General features: G+C 35.6%; 22 protein-coding genes and 2 tRNA genes. 20 read left to right on the top strand and 4 right to left on the bottom strand.

Annotated elements, in window-relative coordinates; all coding sequences use genetic code 11:
- Positions 1 to 57: 57 nt before the first annotated feature.
- Positions 58 to 1,851, top strand: a complete 1,794-nt coding sequence (uvrC, locus tag HNQ94_RS02330; protein WP_174494414.1) for an excinuclease ABC subunit UvrC — start codon at positions 58 to 60, stop codon at positions 1,849 to 1,851.
- Between the two features lie 69 nt (positions 1,852 to 1,920).
- Here uvrC and HNQ94_RS02325 read toward each other — a convergent pair whose 3' ends face one another.
- The gene (locus HNQ94_RS02325) at positions 1,921 to 2,358 is read right to left on the bottom strand and encodes a DUF2507 domain-containing protein (RefSeq protein ID WP_174494415.1); all 438 of its coding nucleotides are present in this window, start codon (positions 2,356 to 2,358) and stop codon (positions 1,921 to 1,923) included.
- A 294-nt stretch (positions 2,359 to 2,652) separates the two neighbouring features.
- Here HNQ94_RS02325 and HNQ94_RS02320 point away from each other — a divergent pair, with 294 nt between their 5' ends.
- The 13 genes from HNQ94_RS02320 (at position 2,653) to HNQ94_RS02260 (ending at position 12,084) form a co-directional block, all read left to right on the top strand.
- The gene (locus HNQ94_RS02320; protein WP_174494416.1) at positions 2,653 to 3,267 is read left to right on the top strand and encodes a succinate dehydrogenase cytochrome b558 subunit; all 615 of its coding nucleotides are present in this window, start codon (positions 2,653 to 2,655) and stop codon (positions 3,265 to 3,267) included.
- 44 nt (positions 3,268 to 3,311) lie between these two features.
- Positions 3,312 to 5,072 carry a succinate dehydrogenase flavoprotein subunit gene (gene sdhA, locus HNQ94_RS02315; protein ID WP_174494417.1) on the top strand — a complete coding sequence of 587 codons (1,761 nt, stop codon included), beginning with the start codon at positions 3,312 to 3,314 and terminating at the stop codon, positions 5,070 to 5,072.
- A gap of 2 nt (positions 5,073 to 5,074) precedes the next feature.
- The gene (sdhB, locus tag HNQ94_RS02310; RefSeq protein ID WP_174494418.1) at positions 5,075 to 5,839 is read left to right on the top strand and encodes a succinate dehydrogenase iron-sulfur subunit; all 765 of its coding nucleotides are present in this window, start codon (positions 5,075 to 5,077) and stop codon (positions 5,837 to 5,839) included.
- 112 nt (positions 5,840 to 5,951) lie between these two features.
- Complete coding sequence (locus HNQ94_RS02305) at positions 5,952 to 6,404, top strand: acyl-CoA thioesterase (RefSeq protein WP_174494419.1); 453 nt, start codon at positions 5,952 to 5,954, stop codon at positions 6,402 to 6,404.
- Positions 6,405 to 6,524: 120 nt separating this feature from the next.
- Positions 6,525 to 6,749, top strand: coding sequence for a helix-turn-helix domain-containing protein (locus HNQ94_RS02300; protein ID WP_174494420.1), 225 nt, complete (start codon positions 6,525 to 6,527; stop codon positions 6,747 to 6,749).
- Between the two features lie 302 nt (positions 6,750 to 7,051).
- Positions 7,052 to 7,510: a MarR family winged helix-turn-helix transcriptional regulator gene (locus tag HNQ94_RS02295; protein ID WP_174494737.1), complete on the top strand. Its 459-nt coding sequence runs from the start codon at positions 7,052 to 7,054 to the stop codon at positions 7,508 to 7,510.
- A gap of 18 nt (positions 7,511 to 7,528) precedes the next feature.
- On the top strand, positions 7,529 to 8,332 hold the full coding sequence (gene racE / locus HNQ94_RS02290; protein WP_174494421.1) for a glutamate racemase: 804 nt from the start codon (positions 7,529 to 7,531) through the stop codon (positions 8,330 to 8,332).
- 279 nt (positions 8,333 to 8,611) lie between these two features.
- Entirely contained in the window at positions 8,612 to 9,709 is a 1,098-nt protein-coding gene (locus tag HNQ94_RS02285; protein ID WP_174494422.1) for a GerMN domain-containing protein, read from the top strand.
- Positions 9,710 to 9,936: 227 nt separating this feature from the next.
- Positions 9,937 to 10,740 carry a ribonuclease PH gene (gene rph / locus HNQ94_RS02280; protein ID WP_174494423.1) on the top strand — a complete coding sequence of 268 codons (804 nt, stop codon included), beginning with the start codon at positions 9,937 to 9,939 and terminating at the stop codon, positions 10,738 to 10,740.
- A complete protein-coding gene (locus HNQ94_RS02275; RefSeq protein ID WP_174494424.1) occupies positions 10,709 to 11,320 on the top strand; it encodes an XTP/dITP diphosphatase in 612 nt (203 codons plus the stop codon). Before rph ends, HNQ94_RS02275 begins: the two co-directional genes overlap by 32 nt.
- A 1-nt stretch (position 11,321) precedes the next feature.
- The gene (locus HNQ94_RS02270; protein ID WP_174494425.1) at positions 11,322 to 11,846 is read left to right on the top strand and encodes a metallophosphoesterase; all 525 of its coding nucleotides are present in this window, start codon (positions 11,322 to 11,324) and stop codon (positions 11,844 to 11,846) included.
- A gap of 74 nt (positions 11,847 to 11,920) precedes the next feature.
- Positions 11,921 to 11,994 (top strand) — tRNA-Gly (locus HNQ94_RS02265).
- 16 nt (positions 11,995 to 12,010) lie between these two features.
- Positions 12,011 to 12,084: transfer RNA gene (locus HNQ94_RS02260), tRNA-Arg, on the top strand.
- A gap of 139 nt (positions 12,085 to 12,223) precedes the next feature.
- On the opposite strand, the gene HNQ94_RS02255 is transcribed toward HNQ94_RS02260, so the two are convergent.
- The 3 genes from HNQ94_RS02255 to HNQ94_RS02245 form a co-directional block, all read right to left on the bottom strand.
- Positions 12,224 to 13,318 carry a site-specific integrase gene (locus HNQ94_RS02255; protein ID WP_174494426.1) on the bottom strand — a complete coding sequence of 365 codons (1,095 nt, stop codon included), beginning with the start codon at positions 13,316 to 13,318 and terminating at the stop codon, positions 12,224 to 12,226.
- A gap of 182 nt (positions 13,319 to 13,500) precedes the next feature.
- Positions 13,501 to 13,731 carry a helix-turn-helix transcriptional regulator gene (locus HNQ94_RS02250; RefSeq protein ID WP_174494427.1) on the bottom strand — a complete coding sequence of 77 codons (231 nt, stop codon included), beginning with the start codon at positions 13,729 to 13,731 and terminating at the stop codon, positions 13,501 to 13,503.
- Between the two features lie 181 nt (positions 13,732 to 13,912).
- Positions 13,913 to 14,314 carry a helix-turn-helix domain-containing protein gene (locus HNQ94_RS02245; protein ID WP_174494428.1) on the bottom strand — a complete coding sequence of 134 codons (402 nt, stop codon included), beginning with the start codon at positions 14,312 to 14,314 and terminating at the stop codon, positions 13,913 to 13,915.
- Positions 14,315 to 14,475: 161 nt separating this feature from the next.
- Between HNQ94_RS02245 and HNQ94_RS02240 the strand changes: the two genes are divergently transcribed.
- The 6 genes from HNQ94_RS02240 to HNQ94_RS02215 all read left to right on the top strand — a co-directional run bounded on the left by HNQ94_RS02240 (position 14,476) and on the right by HNQ94_RS02215 (position 17,065).
- Positions 14,476 to 14,745, top strand: coding sequence for a helix-turn-helix transcriptional regulator (locus HNQ94_RS02240; protein WP_174494429.1), 270 nt, complete (start codon positions 14,476 to 14,478; stop codon positions 14,743 to 14,745).
- On the top strand, positions 14,705 to 15,022 hold the full coding sequence (locus HNQ94_RS02235) for a DUF771 domain-containing protein (protein WP_174494430.1): 318 nt from the start codon (positions 14,705 to 14,707) through the stop codon (positions 15,020 to 15,022). Before HNQ94_RS02240 ends, HNQ94_RS02235 begins: the two co-directional genes overlap by 41 nt.
- Before the next feature lie 13 nt (positions 15,023 to 15,035).
- A complete protein-coding gene (locus HNQ94_RS02230) occupies positions 15,036 to 15,401 on the top strand; it encodes a hypothetical protein (RefSeq protein WP_174494431.1) in 366 nt (121 codons plus the stop codon).
- A 23-nt stretch (positions 15,402 to 15,424) separates the two neighbouring features.
- Positions 15,425 to 16,195 carry an antA/AntB antirepressor family protein gene (locus HNQ94_RS02225; protein WP_174494432.1) on the top strand — a complete coding sequence of 257 codons (771 nt, stop codon included), beginning with the start codon at positions 15,425 to 15,427 and terminating at the stop codon, positions 16,193 to 16,195.
- Positions 16,185 to 16,457, top strand: coding sequence for a hypothetical protein (locus HNQ94_RS02220; protein ID WP_174494433.1), 273 nt, complete (start codon positions 16,185 to 16,187; stop codon positions 16,455 to 16,457). The genes HNQ94_RS02225 and HNQ94_RS02220 overlap by 11 nt, the downstream gene beginning before the upstream one ends.
- Before the next feature lie 320 nt (positions 16,458 to 16,777).
- Positions 16,778 to 17,065: a hypothetical protein gene (locus HNQ94_RS02215; RefSeq protein WP_174494434.1), complete on the top strand. Its 288-nt coding sequence runs from the start codon at positions 16,778 to 16,780 to the stop codon at positions 17,063 to 17,065.
- Positions 17,066 to 17,099 lie beyond the last annotated feature (34 nt).

Raw genomic sequence — 17,099 nt, 5'->3', positions numbered from 1 at the left:
GCACGTAAAGAACGCACATCTTTTCCATGATGATGCCTTTAGGAGCGTGAATGGAAAATGAATAAACGAATCCAAGAGAAATTAGCTGTCCTACCAGACCAACCAGGCTGCTATTTGATGAAAAATAAACACAATGAAGTAATCTATGTTGGGAAATCAAAAATGCTTAAAAATCGTGTGCGTTCCTATTTTAAAGGAGCACATGATGCGAAAACCCAAAGACTTGTCCAAGAAATAGACTTTTTTGAATATATTGTGACCTCATCAGAAGTAGAGGCATTAATTTTGGAAATGAATTTAATAAAGAAATATGATCCTAAATATAATGTTTTACTTCGTGATGACAAAAGTTATCCATACATTAAAATAACAGCAGAAAAGCAGCCACGCCTCATCATTACCCGTAAGGTGAAAAAGGATAAAGGTAAATACTTTGGTCCTTATCCAAACGTCTATGCTGCAAGAGAAACAAAAAAGTTATTAGACCGTTTATATCCCCTGAGAAAGTGTAATACCATGCCCGATCGTGTTTGTCTTTACTACCATATTCATCAGTGCTTAGGCCCTTGTGAATATCATGTGTCTGATCAAACAAATCAGGATATTGTGCAAAGTATCACAAGGTTTCTAAGTGGAGGTCATAAAGAAATAAAGAAGGGTTTACAGCATAAAATGCAGCAATCTGCAGAAACGCTTGATTTTGAACGAGCAAAAGAGTATAGAGATTTAATTCAACACATTGAATCAGTCATGGAACAACAAAAAATGACGCTGAATGATGAAGTTAATCGAGATATTTTTGGTTTTTCCTATGATAAAGGTTGGATGTGTGTACAAGTCTTTTTTATACGCCAAGGAAAGTTAATTGAAAGGGATGTAGCTATTTTTCCGTTTTTTGATGATGCTGAAGAAACCTTTCTTAGTTACGTAGGCCGATTTTACATCCATCAAAATCACCCAAAACCAAAAGAAATTTTTGTGCCTCTAGGAACGGATAAGCAGGTGTTAACGGAGCTATTAGAAACAGAAGTGAAAATCCCAATGCGTGGAAGAAAAAAGGAACTTGTTGAGTTAGCGATGAAAAATGCAAAAATAGCATTGCAAGAGAAGTTTTCTATGATTGAGCAAGATGAGGAAAGAACGGTAAAAGCAGTAGAGGGATTAGGAGAAGTGTTAAACATCGAGATACCCCATCGTATCGAAGCTTTTGATAATTCCAATATTCAGGGAACAGATCCGGTATCAGCCATGGTTGTTTTTGTTGATGGTCGTCCAAGTAAGAAGGATTATCGAAAATATAAAATAAGAGACGTAAAAGGTCCCGATGATTATGAGACAATGCGTGAAGTAATAAGACGAAGGTATAAAAGAGTCATAAAAGAGGGCTTGCCTTTACCAGACCTCATTCTTGTAGATGGTGGGAAAGGACAAATGAGTGCAGCACTAGATGTACTCGAGAATGAACTTGGGCTCGATATACCATTATGTGGGTTAGCAAAAGATGATAAGCATAGGACAAGTGAATTACTTTATGGAAATCCGCCTGAAGTAGTTCAAATGAATAGGAAATCACAGCAATTTTATTTAATACAACGAATCCAGGATGAAGTGCACCGTTTTGCCATTTCTTTTCATAGACAACTAAGAGGGAAAAGTACGTTCCAGTCCGTTTTAGATGACATTGAGGGAGTAGGGCAAAAACGAAAACGCCTACTTCTCCGTCATTTTAAGTCCATTGATGATATTAGAGATGCTCAGGTTGATGATTTCAAAAAGTTAGGTATTCCACAACCAGTTGCACAATCAATATTAGATGCTCTACAAATGCAGGATGATGAGGAGCAAGAATAATAAACAAGGAAAAACGAGTTGGATGACAAAGTCTTCCAGCTCGTTTTAGTTATCTTTTATAAATAGTAATTATTCTGATGGTACAGCCTGAAATTGAATAATTTTTTTCCGTTTAATCGCTTCATCCATGCATTCCACAGCTTCCTGTAGTATATGTGATAATTGCTCTGCAATAAAACCAGCTTCAAGTCTGTAATAGACATTTTCTTTGTACTGAAAACGCTCACTTATTAAGGAACTAGATAGACTAAATATGAATTCCTTATTTTTTTCCTTCGTCAGTTCTAATCGTCCAAAACCAGCTTCCTGAAAAAACTGAATTATTTCATCTATAGAGTCTAGCGGGTACTGTCGAGCCAAATTTTTCCCAATGTAATACTGCACAAAACCAGCATCTTCGCCCAATAATTCAGGTAAAGAGATGTGTCGGATTAATTCCGAGCCAAGTGCAGGAATATGTAATTGTCTTATATAGTCATTTGTAAAGAGGGAATCGTTTTTTCGCATAACTCACATTCATTCCTTTCTTCTTCTATTATCATGTTGAATGAAAAGGATTGCAATACTTACATTATTTAAAAAATAAACCTATATTTGTAAACGCTTTTTTGAACATTTTCTGAACATCATTTCTTGACGGTAAGTATGGTTAGAAGTACAATATTACTTGTCATGAAAAAGCGTAATATCTAAGGCGAGAAAAAGAGATTTATTACGTTAATTCTTGTTTTTGGAAATTAAAGCGCTTTATTTAAAAAATGATTGTAGTATAGGAAATATCATCTACTGAGGGGGGTTAAGATGGCATCGAATCGTGAATTTTTCAATCGTAGGTTACATTCTTTATTAGGGGTTATCCCTGTTGGGGTATTTTTAATTCAACATTTGGTAGTAAACCAATTTGCCACAAAGAGTCCTGAGGCCTTTAATAAGGCAGCACAATTTATGGAAAATCTTCCTTTCCGTTACTTTTTGGAGATTTTTGTAATTGCACTTCCATTACTCTTCCATGCAATTTATGGTGTTTATATTGCATTTACTGCGAGAAACAACGTATCAAGGTATGGTTTTTTCCGTAACTGGATGTTTTATTTACAACGTATTACTGGAATAATAGCCTTAATTTTTATCGTATGGCACGTTTGGGAAACAAGATTAGCACACGCAATTCATGGGACAGAAGTTAACTTTAATATGATGGCAAATATTTTAGCAGATCCATTCATGTTCTGGTTCTATATTGTTGGGGTTATCGCTACAGTTTTCCACTTTTCTAACGGATTATGGTCTTTCTTCGTTAGCTGGGGAATTACAATTACGCCAAGATCTCAACTAATTATGACTTATGCAACGTTATTAATCTTCTTGGCATTATCATACGTAAGTATTTCTACAATTATTGCATTTGCAAGTTAATGAACGAATAAAAGGTAGTAGTTAAAAACAAGGGAGTGAATAGTATGAGTAAACGGAACATCGTTGTCATTGGTGGTGGACTAGCAGGCTTAATGGCAACTATAAAAGCAGCGGAAGCAGGAGTGCATGTTGACTTGCTTTCACTAGTACCAGTGAAACGCTCCCACTCTGTATGTGCTCAAGGTGGTATTAACGGTGCGGTAAATACGAAGGGTGAAGGAGATTCCCCTTGGGAACACTTTGATGACACAGTTTATGGTGGGGACTTTTTAGCGAACCAACCTCCTGTAAAAGCAATGTGTGAAGCAGCGCCAGGAATTATCCATATGCTTGACCGTATGGGAGTTATGTTTAACCGTACTCCTGAAGGTTTACTAGATTTCCGTCGTTTCGGTGGTACACAGCATCACAGAACAGCTTATGCAGGTGCAACAACTGGTCAGCAGCTTCTTTATGCACTTGATGAACAAGTGCGTCGTCATGAGGTAAATGGTCTTGTTACGAAATATGAAGGCTGGGAATTTTTATCTGCAATTGTTGATGATGAAGGAATCGGACGTGGGGTAGTAGGTCAAAACTTAAATTCTCACGAAATAAAAGCGTTTAAAGCTGATGCAGTTATTATTGCAACAGGTGGTCCAGGAATTATCTTTGGTAAATCTACTAACTCAGTAATTAATACTGGGTCCGCAGCAGCTGCTTTGTACCAACAAGGTGCTATTTATTCAAATGGTGAGTTCATTCAAATTCATCCAACTGCAATTCCTGGGGACGATAAACTTCGTCTTATGAGTGAATCTGCACGTGGGGAAGGTGGACGTGTTTGGACTTATAAAGATGGAAAGCCGTTCTACTTCTTAGAAGAAAAGTATCCGGCATATGGTAACTTAGTACCTCGTGATATTGCAACTCGTGAAATTTTTGACGTGTGTGTTAACCAAAAGCTTGGTATTAATGGAGAAAACATGGTTTACTTAGACCTTTCTCATAAAGATCCAAAAGAGCTTGATGTTAAGCTTGGAGGTATCATTGAAATTTATGAAAAGTTTGTTGGGGAAGACCCTCGTAAGGTACCGATGAAAATATTCCCTGCTGTTCACTATTCTATGGGTGGACTATGGGTAGATTATGATCAAATGACGAACATTCCTGGTATTTTCGCTGCTGGTGAATGTGATTATTCTCAGCATGGTGCGAACCGGTTAGGAGCAAACTCGTTATTGTCTTCTATTTTCGGAGGTATGGTAGCTGGACCAAATGCAGTTAAATATATTAACGGCTTGGAAAAAACAGCAGATGACCTTTCTTCAGAGCTATTTGATCAAAAGCTGAAAGAAGAACAATCTAAATTTGAAGATATTATGAAAATGGACGGTAAGGAAAATGCTTACCAAATCCATAAAGAGCTTGGCGAGTGGATGACGGACAATGTAACAGTTGTACGTGAAAATAGCAAGCTTTTGAAAACGGATGAAAAAATCCAAGAACTACAAGAGCGATTTAAAGATATTAATATTCATGATACATCTCGTTGGAGTAACCAAAGTGCTATGTTTACACGCCAATTAGAAAACATGTTACACTTATCTCGTGTTGTTACAATGGGTGCTTATAACCGTAATGAAAGTCGTGGAGCACACTATAAGCCTGAATTCCCAGATCGTAACGATGAAGAGTGGTTAAAAACAACAATGGCAAAATTTGATGCAGAAAATAATAAACCAGAAATTTATTACGAAGAAGTCGATGTTTCATTGATTGAACCACGTAAGAGGGACTATACAAAGAAAAAAGGGGGTAAATAATGATGAGCGAATCTAAAACGATAACGTTAGTTATTACACGTCAAGATGGCCCCGATTCTAAACCTTACAATGAGGAATTTACAGTTCCTTATCGTAAAAATATGAACGTTATTTCCGCTTTAATGGAAATTAGAAGAAATCCTGTTAACGCAAAAGGGGAGGCTACTACTCCTGTATTTTGGGAAATGGGCTGTCTAGAAGAAGTTTGTGGTGCATGTTCGATGGTTATTAATGGTAAACCTCGTCAATCATGTACAGCTCTTATTGATCAATTGGAGCAACCAGTTCGCTTAGCTCCTATGAAAACATTCCCTGTTATGCGAGATTTAGCAGTTGATAGAAGTAGAATGTTTGATTCATTGAAGAAAGTTAAAGCTTGGATTCCAATTGATGGAACATATGATTTAGGGCCTGGACCACGTATGGCAGAGAGCAAGAGACAATGGGCTTATGAATTATCTAAATGTATGACTTGTGGTGTATGTTTAGAGGCATGTCCAAACGTAAACAGCAACTCTAATTTCATTGGACCTGCACCATTATCTCAAGTTCGTCTCTTTAACTCACATCCTACTGGAGAGTTTCATAAGAGTGAAAGAATGGAAACAATTATGGGAGATGGTGGACTTGCAAACTGTGGTAACTCACAGAACTGTGTACAGTCATGTCCAAAAGGAATTCCATTGACTACTTCCATTGCAGCATTGAATAGAGAAGCTACTGTTCAATCCTTTAAGAGCTTTTTTGGTAGCGATTATAACAATTAATAATAAAGCCTCTTCAAACGAAGGGGCTTTTTTCCTTACAGTTGTTTATAAGGTTATTTTACATAAAATCATTAAACTATATATACTAACAACATACTAGGAGCGAAAATTCATGAAGAGTATAAACTATATAGAAGATTTCCAGATATGGATGAAAAATTTCGAATTTTATATACCTATAAAAATTAGATTCTCAGAAACCGATATGTTTGGGCATGTTAATAATGTGTCGCCATTTATTTACTTTGAAGAAGCAAGAATTGCCTTCATGGCAAAAGTGGGTATATTTCAAGATTTAAGTGAAAAAAGTGAAAAAGTTCCTGTAGTAGCAGATCAGCAATGTGATTATCATAAACAAATATATTTTGGAGATACATTAAAACTGTACGTTAAAGCAAATCATGTAGGAAACACTTCTATAGACTTACACTATTTAGCGATTAATCAAAGGGAAGAAGTCTGTATCACAGGTAGGGGACGTATTGTACAAATAAATCCACATACTGGTAAGCCTGTCCAATTTGCTGAAAAACAGCTCGAAAAAATAAATCAATATAAAGGATAAAAATTAAGCGTCTTTTTCTGAAATAAGGGAACGGTCATCTCTCATTCTACATACTATAGAGTGACTAAATAAATCCCCCTTAGTCCTTGTAGCTCAAGAAAAGCAAGGAGGGGTTCCCGATTGAATGAAAAAGACTATAAACCAAAGCAGCTATTAACAAAACGGGAAAAAGAAGTTTTTGAATTGCTTGTTCAAGATCGAACGACAAAAGAAATAGCAGAGGAATTGTTTATTTCTGAAAAAACCGTTAGGAATCATATTTCAAACGCAATGCAAAAGCTGGGCGTTAAGGGGCGTTCACAAGCAGTGGTAGAGCTCCTTCGCATGGGGGAGCTAAAGCTTTAAATGAAAGGGCTGATCCAAGTATTCTTGGATTTCAGCCCTTGATTTTTTTCATTTAGACAGTAGAACAACTAAATATATAAGTAAATATGTATTTCGAGACTTAATTTTTCTCAAATGAGTTGCTTTCAGACATAACGTCCCATATACTTACATTAACTTTGTTTTTATGTAATTTTGCAGCAAAAAATATACAGTAATATATTATTTTTGACAAAGAGTGAATGGATTTTTGTAAGTGCTATCAAACACCCTAAATCAAACGTGAAAGATAATAATTACTAGGAGGTACTCTAGTGCAAAAAATGCTAGACAACGGATTGATTGCAGAACTGGAAAAAGATTTAAGATATATTTCTCATATTATCAAGCAAAAAGGTAGAGAAATTTTAAATAATTATCCAATCACAACTCCACAGTTCATTGCATTACAATGGTTATTAGAAGAAGGGGATTTAACGATTGGTGAATTGTCTAAAAAGTTATATTTAGCTTTCAGTACAACTACCGACTTAGTCGACAGATTAGAAAAAAATGAATTAGTAAAGCGAGTACGTGATCCTGATGATCGTCGTGTCGTACGAATTCACCTTCAAAAAAAAGGAAAAGAAATTATAGATGAAGTAATTGAAAAGCGTCAGGAATACTTGCTAGATGTTTTAGAACGCTTTAGTAATGAACAAGTGCAGTCTTTAAAAGTCGTATTGAATCAACTCTTCTTAGAAATGGAATCCCATCAACAATTGAATAATCCTAAAAAATAGTAGAAAGGCGATCCTCAATTGAAACGTCCAATTGGTGTTATTGACTCTGGTGTTGGTGGGTTAACTGTAGCAAAAGAGTTAATTCGTCAATTACCAAAAGAAGAATTTATTTATTTAGGTGATACATTAAGATGTCCTTATGGTCCTAGACCTCAAGAAGAAGTAAAGCAGTATACATGGGACATGGTTAATTATTTAATGAACTATGATATAAAAATGCTCGTTGTTGCCTGTAATACTGCAACAGCCTTTGTTTTAGAGGAATTAAAAAAGCAATTACCTGTTCCTGTTATTGGAGTTATTCAACCTGGGGCTAGAACAGCTATAAAATCCACAAGAAACTTACATGTTGGTGTCATAGGTACGAAGGGCACAATTGAGAGTGAAGCTTACCCAAAAGTGCTAAAGACTATTCACTCAAACATTCAAGTATATAGCTTAGCTTGTCCTCCTCTCGTACCAATGGTTGAAAGAGGTATACTAGAAGGGGATCAGGCAGAGCAAATAGTAGAAGAGTGCTTGAAACCTTTTGTGGAAACAAACATTGATACACTAATTCTTGGGTGTACCCATTATCCACTGTTAAAACCAGTGATTCAAAAAACTATGGGGGAAAAAGTACAAGTTATTTCTTCAGGTGATGAAACGGCACGTGATGTAAGTGCCATTCTTTCGTATCATAACTTATTATACCAAGGTGAACAGTCTCCAAACCATAAATTTTTCACTACTGGAAACTTAGCCATTTTTCAACATATTGCGAATTCTTGGTTTGGCTATCCATTAAGATATGTAAAAAATATTCGTCTAAATGAAAAGTAAAGATGCCCGTTGTGGCATCTTTTTTTCGTTGTATTAATACAATGAAAATGATTCGCTGGAGTATGAAAAGTGTTCGTTGCTTCAACACATCAAGTGTCTCAAAAGCTCTATAACCCGGGTACCTGCACTTTCGCTAGAACCATTCCCCTAATAATCATAAATATTTTTAACAAAACCTTCTCTCTATAAAAAGATAGACAAGTTTTTGTGATTTGTTGGTCTATTTACAAAAATAGCTCGTATAAATAATAGTACAAACCATCATAGGAGGGAATATGCATGCACAAGAAGATACTAGTGTTATCAATAGCATTTATTTCCAGTATTGTACTACTAACGGGTTGCTTATTTGAAGGGGAACAGTCCTTAGAAGAAATGGATACCCCGCCAGAAAGTGTGGAAACCGTTAATAATCTAGATAACGTGGGGGAAGATGTTGTAGAAGGTGAAGGGTCTGTAGAGGGAGAAGAAGACTCAGATTCCAGTGAACCAAAGGAAGTAAAAAGGGAGCTTTATTTACTAGATAAGAATGGTATGGTAGTACCACAAACGTTAACTATACCAACTGATGAGTCAAAAGCAGTTGCAAAGCAAACGTTAGAATATTTAGTAAAAGATGGACCTGTCACCAATATGCTACCAAATGGATTCCAAGCTGTATTACCAGTTGGTACGGAAGTGAACAGCATGAATTTAGAGGAAGATGGAACACTTATTGTTGACCTATCTGAAGAGTTTACAAACTATACAGAAAAAGAAGAGCTTCAAATTTTGCAAGCAATGACGTTTACCTTAACGCAGTTTGATACAGTTGAGCGAGTGAAGTTAAGAATTGAAGGGCAAGAACAAGATGTTATGCCTGTTAATGGAACACCAATTTCTAATGGATTATCGAGAGCTAACGGTATTAATCTTCATGTTGGGGATGTTACTGATTTAACCAATAGTACAGCAACAACTTTATATTATCCTGCACAACACGATGGTCAGTATTATTTTGTACCAGTTACTGTTCCAATCGAATCGGAAGAAGCAGATATGTATGAAAGTGTTGTCAAGAACATTATAAACGGACCTGGCTATGAAATGGCCGGATTATTAAACGTATTCCAGGAAGGCGTCGAACTAACAGCAGAACCTGTCTATAAAGATGGTGTTTTATCCTTAACCTTTAATGACGCAATCTTTAATAGTATAGAAAACCAAACAATTTCAAATGAAGTATTAAGTAGTCTAGTATTATCATTAACGGAACAACCTGGTGTGGAGGCTGTACAAGTAACGGTAGACGGTACAGATCAAGTTTTTAATGAGAATGGAGAAACATTCTCTAAACCAGTAAGCAGAGATGATGTTATAAATGCAAGTGGAATTTAATATCGTATAAGGGGCTGACTAATCAGCTCCTTTTTTATTGTCAAGAAAATGATAAGCTTTCTAAAGCCACTTATTTTGCAGAGATCATCTTAACTATATTAGGCCTCGACAAGACGAATGCACTTTTGTAATAGCAGGAAACGCATCAATTAATTTTTTGTATTGGAACGTAGATTTAGTTACAATATATGTTATGATGACATTCGAATAAAAAAGGAGGATACATTATGCGAGTGGATGGAAGAGAAGTTACAGAATTACGTCCCGTACATATAGAAACCAACTTTACAAAGCATCCTGAAGGCTCCGTTTTAATAAGTGTTGGGGACACAAAGGTGATTTGTAATGCCAGCATTGAGGATAGAGTGCCACCATTTTTAAGAGGACAAGGAAAAGGATGGATTACCGCTGAATATTCCATGCTACCAAGAGCTACAGAACAAAGAAATATTCGTGAATCGTCCAAAGGTAAAATTACAGGACGAACAATGGAAATCCAACGATTAATTGGACGAGCTTTAAGAGCAGTTGTTAACCTAAACAAAATAGGGGAAAGAACTGTTTGGATTGATTGTGACGTTATTCAAGCAGATGGTGGAACGAGAACTGCATCGATAACAGGTGCTTTTGTTGCAATGGTAATTGCTTTTGGTAAGTTAGTGGATAACAAAGTGTTAGCGGAGTTACCAATAAATAATTATTTAGCTGCAACATCTGTTGGTGTATTACCTGACGGAAAAGCCGTTCTGGATTTATGCTACAAAGAGGACGCAGAAGCTAAGGTCGATCTTAACGTTGTCATGAATGGGGATAATGAATTTGTAGAGTTACAAGGTACTGGTGAAGAGGATACTTTTTCTTATGATGAATTAACAAGTATGTTAGCTTTAGCAGAAGTCGGATTGAAACAACTAATGGAGCTACAACAAAAGGCTATTGGTCCTTGGCATGAGGCTATTATGAACAATATAGATGCTGCAAAAACTGGAGTTGAAACGGATGAAAAAAGTGTTGTTAGCAACAAAAAATAAAGGAAAAGCAAAAGAGTTTAAAGAAATTTTTGGGGAAATTGGAATTGACGTTATAACTTTATTAGACATTGAGCAGGAAATCCCTGAAATAGAAGAAACAGGTTCTACATTTGAAGAGAATGCAGCAATAAAAGCTGAAGAAGTAGCCAACCTTTTTAATATGCCCGTATTAGGGGATGATTCAGGCCTTGAAGTAGATGCTTTAGAAGGAAGACCTGGTATTTACTCTGCTCGATACGCTGGATTGGAGAAAAACGATCAAAAAAATTTAGAAAAAGTGTTAAATGAGTTAGAAAATATGGATCTAACGGAACGAACTGCGCGATTTGTATGTGCATTAGCCCTTGCACGCCCTGGTGGTGATACGGTCATAAAAAGAGGTACATGCGAAGGCTCTATCGGATTTAAACCTGTTGGTAGTCATGGGTTTGGTTATGACCCTATTTTTTATCCTAAAAATAGTGAGCGGTCACTAGCACAATACGAACCAGAAGAAAAAAATCAAATTAGCCATCGTCGTGATGCGATTGACCAAATGGTTAAGTGGATTAAAGAAGAAGTATTGACGGAGGGAAACTAAATTGCCGACAGTTATTATCGTAAGTGATAGTCATGGTTTAGAACAAGAGCTATTACAAATCAAAAACCGTCATAAAAATGAAGCAGATGTATTTATCCATTGTGGAGACTCTGAGTTGGACTTCCATTCAGCTGAAATGGAAGGTTTTAAAAAAGTAAGGGGCAATTGTGATTTTGATCGAACGTACCCAGAGGAAATAGACTTTCAAGTAGATGGTTTGTCATTCTATGTTACTCATGGACACCTGTTTAATGTAAAGAGTACGTTAATGCCACTTTCTTATCGCTCAGAAGAGACAGGAGCTCAAATAGCTTGTTTTGGACATTCTCATATGTCTGGAGCAGAAAAGGTCGGAGGAAAGCTTTTTATAAACCCTGGAAGCATTCGTTCACCAAGAGGAGGGGCTGGCGGAACTGCTCCTACTTATGTTAAACTATCTTGGCATAGCATTGAAGCTTTAAAAATTGAATTTTTGGATGTAAAAGATGCCACTGTTTTAAAGGATGTAACCGAAAATTTAGCTTAAAAGAAAAAACATTTGAAACTCCCTTGACATTTAGTTGATTTCATTATACAATAACTTTTGTCTGTTAGGAGATTGCGGGTGTAGTTAAATGGTATAACCTCAGCCTTCCAAGCTGATGTCGTGGGTTCGATTCCCATCACCCGCTCCATATTTCTTATATTTCTGTCCCAGTAGCTCAGCTGGATAGAGCAACAGCCTTCTAAGCTGTCGGTCGGGCGTTCGAATCGCTCCTGGGACGTCAGTTAGTCGGAAAGTGTCGGAAACGACAAAAATAAAAACACTATTAAACGTTGTGATATTAGCGTTTGATAGTGTTTTTTGTTTTTTTTTACAACGGAAAAGAATTGAACATAAATCCAAACCGTTTTACACATTTTTTACACAATCATGTTTTGGAATATCGAAACGGTCTTCTCTTCGTCTCTTTCTCTAAGCTCTTTAATTATGTGTGCATAATGTTTATTAGTTGTTTCTGTATCTGCGTGACCTAGCCTTTCTGCCACATAGTAAATTGACACTTGTTCATATAAGGAGACACTTGCATGAGTATGTCTTAAACCATGGACTGTAATAGGCTCTATTTTTAATTCCTTTAAAATCCGTTCTAATACTTTATTTGCATTTCCATTACTAATAACTTTATACTTAGATTCAGGGCTGAAAAAAACTAAGCGTAAAATGTTATCGGGAGTGGATTCAAAAAGTTTTTTGAAGGCGTTCATTACTATTGAATCCATTCTTATTTTACGTATAGATCGCTCGTTCTTGGTCGGGCCAAATCCTTCATGCATTTTCTTTGTGTATCCCCATGTTTTTGTTATATTAATTGTTCTTTCCTGAAAATCAAAATCTTTTCTTGTTAACCCCACCATTTCCGCAAAACGCATTCCGGAAGTTAGTCCTAGTAATAATAAATAATGGGTTAAGGACTTATCCAGACGTTTGTATAATTCATTGAGAAGTAGCTTGCTTTCCGCATAATTTAAGTGCTTTTCTTCAGCACGTTTGCCATCTTTACCAGTTAAAGTTACTCCCCTGGTGAAATCTACTCTTATAATACCTTCATCAATTGCTTCCCTTACACAGGACCTAATATGACTATTTAACTTTCTAGAAGTCGCCTTAGCATGATCCTTCCCATAATCATTTAAAAAAGACTGATATTTCCGTTTGTTAATATTCTGTAAAGCTGTTCCTCCAAAGTGAATCCTTATAGTTTCCAACGTATTTAAATATCTTTCCATAGTGTTCTTAGCAATGTTAGGTTTATAAACTTTTAACCAGGACTCAAAGTATTCATCGAAAGGCACAGGTTTTAAATTTGGCGCCACACCTTTTCTTAATTCCGCTTCAACTTCAGAAGCGGCAATTTGTGCTTCTTTTTTTGTGCTAAAACCACTTTTTCTAATGGGTTTAGGTTTCGCGCTTATTGTATATTGCCATGTTTTCCCGCGTTTTTGAAAACTTGCCATCATAATCACTCCATTTTTTATAATAAAGTATAGAACATTTGTTCTGTTTATGGTATTATAATTTCTAGAAATATACAATGTTTTACGAAAATTTGTAAAAATACGTCGAAAAATACGCTTACATAACGTATAATCATAATCAGATAAAGCTGTTCGGCTGTATTGTGTCGGCAAGTAGACATTTAGTCCACTTGTTTCTCACCCGCTTCAATCCATTCATATAAGTCGTCAATATGACAGTTGAGAATAGCAGCAATATTTTTTGCTACTTTGATAGACATTAATTGCCTATTGTTCGCATATTTGTTTACTTGTTGGAAAGTAACACCTAAACGAGCTGCTAAATCAACTTGAGTCATATCTTTATTCCTGAGTAGTTCTCGAAGCAGGCATCTACCGACTATATAAGCCAAACAGACACCCTCTCTATAAATAAAGTAGCAGTCTTACATATATAAAATCTGTTAACAATCGAGGATAAAGAGAAAAACGAAAAGGCGGCGATGTTTTGACAGATGAAAACTTATTGTTATTTGTAAGATTAGTAAAAATATTAAAAGGTGAAGGAAAAACAATTAAAACAAATGTTTAGAACTAATTGTTCCTTTGTTTTTCGTAAAATTCAACAGTAAACTTTATGCTCTCAATAAACTTTTCCCTTTCTTCTTCGTCTAGAGAAAGGGTCTTTTCTATGAGTTGTTGAAGGAAATACATGTCTTTAACGTCTAGATCAGAATCAGTTAAAGCATTTATTCGGTCGAGATAATTTTCTTCTGTTTTCTTGTTTGGAAACAGATCATCCACTTTTATATTCAATGCTTCTGCTATTTGGAAAATTGCGTTTTGTTCAGGAGCGTTTACACCACTTTCCCAAGATGAAATAGTATTATGTTTAACTCCTATTTTTTCACCTAGTTGTTTCTGGGTTAGTTTCCGCTTCTTTCTTTCTTCTCTTATTCGATTGCCAACAAATTGATAAAGCTCTTTCTTATTCATTACTACGCCCCTTTCCTATTAATCCCTAAGCCAGTACAATTATAGCACATTTCATGAAATAACATAAATATTTTTCATAAATTATGAAATTATGATTGACACCGCTTCTTTATTTCATGTAACATGAAGTTAATGAAACGGAAGAGGAGTGATTAACCTTTATGACAGGGCAATCTAAATTAGCAGCTTGGCGTAGATTTTATAATATTTCACAGGAAGAAATGGCTCGATTGATTGGTATAACATTGCGTAGTTACATCAACAAAGAGAATGGTGCAACACAATTTAAAATGGATGAAATGTTCCTCATTAGCAACAAGATTGGTAAACCTATTGAGGAAATTTTTTTACCAACTAACTTCATGTCACATGAAATAAAGGGTGAGGGAAATGCAACAACTGAAAGTAAATCTTTCAATACAAATTCCTGAAGACCAAATATTAATTTCTAAAGTGGAGTTTGAGGAACTAAAACAAAAAGAATTAACAGGTGTCTACTGGAACATGAAGGACTTAGAGAAGCGGATTAACAAAAGTGATCGATGGATTAAAGATAACATCTTATACCCAACCCGCTTCCGAAAAATTTTAGATTCAGATATAGGTGGCTTTGTTTTTTACCCTAGATCCAAAGGTCAAACTTGGAGTTTTCAAGCTAATAAGATGGCTGAATTTCTAGATAAACATTTTAGGGAGATATTTCAATAAAGGAGTGAATTAATTGGATAAGAAAAAAGAGTTTGATGAAGTGGAGGTTATGTCTAAGGGAGAAGCTATAAGCGAAATAAGGGAGTTTTTCAAAGGAAATAAAAAATTCCTTGATCAAGCTACTTTATTTATTCTTTCGTCTCATCATTTCCAAAAAATAAGTTCAATGGTAATCCATAAAGATAATTGGAATTGGGAAAAGTTTTTACAAATTTGTATAGATACTGATTTGGGCTTTAAACACTTCTACTACAGAAAGGGCAATAAGAAATATGCACCTTCTGAAAACAGAAACGGAAATAATACGCATGATATTCATGAATATGGAATTACTGTTTATTACCTGAAGGGCGGATCTATTGAAGAATATAAGCTCTAACTATTGAAGGGGGACGTGAATTAATGAATTTAAAAACAATTGCTAATGACATTCTACCAGTCTATGAAAACAATTCAGGATTGAAGTTTGTAGATGCTCGTGAGCTGCATGAACAACTATTTGTTGGTAAGGATTTTTCTAGTTGGATTAAAGATCGTATTGAAAAGTATGGGTTTACAGAAAACGAGGATTATAAATTAACGCTCACCAAAATTGGGGAACGTCAAAATGTTACCCGACATGACTATTTACTTACCTTAGATACTGCTAAAGAGATTGCTATGGTTCAAAACAATGAAGCGGGGCGTGTAATTAGGAAATATTTCATTCAAGTAGAAAAACAATTTAGGCAGCAACAACCTAAGACTCAACTTGAAGTTTTGCAAGGGACCATTAACCAGATGATTGAGCAAGAAAGTCGCATTAATCAAATCGCACTACATAATCAGCAATTGGCACAGGAAAATAAATCATTAAAGCAACGAATGGATAACTTTGATCGCATAGATACAATTGGGGACCTTCAACAACGTTTAAACAAAATAATCAAACGTTATGCCTGGGATAACGGAGTAAATATAGGTACTGCCTGGAAGCAATTTGACCAAGCTTTTAATACTGCTTTTAGAACAAATATTACTGCTAAAAGAAATAATTACGCAGAAAAGCATTGTTTAAAGAGCCTAACTAGACCGCAATATTTGTCATTAGTTGGTCAATTAGAAGATGGAATAAGAGTAGCGGACAAGCTTCTTAATCAATCCAGAAGCGGGGGATACGTTTATGAACAATGAATTCTTGCTTGTTGATCAAGAGAAGGCTGAAAAGTTAAGAGCTACAGGGATATATATCTTAGCAAGAATCAAAATTGCATTTGAACATAGTCAGTTTGATGAAGTGAAAAAGGCAACAGATAGTCTGTTTGAAGTGGCAGGAGAGCTTGAAAGGTTAAGGCAGAAGAAAGAAGTTGTTGATAGAAATAAGATTCAAAGAATTAAAGATTCCTATAAACAGGATTTAAATACATTTCCAGTGAAATTGGATGTTCGAAAATGAGTGGAAAAACAATAGATAGGTGGATGTACTTTTTCGGAATCCTGGTCTTGGTTTTTCTATACATTGCTATTGCTCGAAGCTCATAAAAAAACAGCAAGTTCATGACGGGAACTTACTGTTTCATAATAACTAGACAATTAAATGGTATCACCTTATATCAATAGTGGCAAGTCAATCTTGGCTTTGCCGTCATACCTAGGAATATGTTCGCTTTCTAACACTACCCCTGTTTAAGTGAATGTCCCTCTCATCCATCTATTCCTAGGTGTGCCGGTGCAGCCGAGCACCATTACTAATACATATGAGAGGAGGAAGTATCTATGAATTTAACTGAATTAAAAAAGCATGCTTTAGCAGCACAATTAGCTAATGAATATGGTATTTCAGTAATGTGGAGAAACGAAATCATGCTAAAACCTCGCTTGTTTGTGAACATCTTATTTAACTTTAACCCAACTTTAACGGTCCACATTATTCGAGAAGATCCTTATTTCGCTCAGATTAGCTTTGAACATGAAGAATTTAAATATTTCACGATTGTGGATCAAGATGGTTACAAGCTAATCGAAGAAATTGTTTTACAGAAAGACATAAAAAAAGCTCACTAAGAGTGAGCAACTAAAGAAAAAATATTTCAATTCT

The sequence above is a fragment of the Salirhabdus euzebyi genome (assembly GCF_014207435.1).
Taxonomy (GTDB): domain Bacteria; phylum Bacillota; class Bacilli; order Bacillales; family Alkalibacillaceae; genus Salirhabdus; species Salirhabdus euzebyi.
The sequence above is the reverse complement of the archived record's forward strand: the minus strand, read 5'-3'. Positions and strand labels throughout refer to the sequence as shown.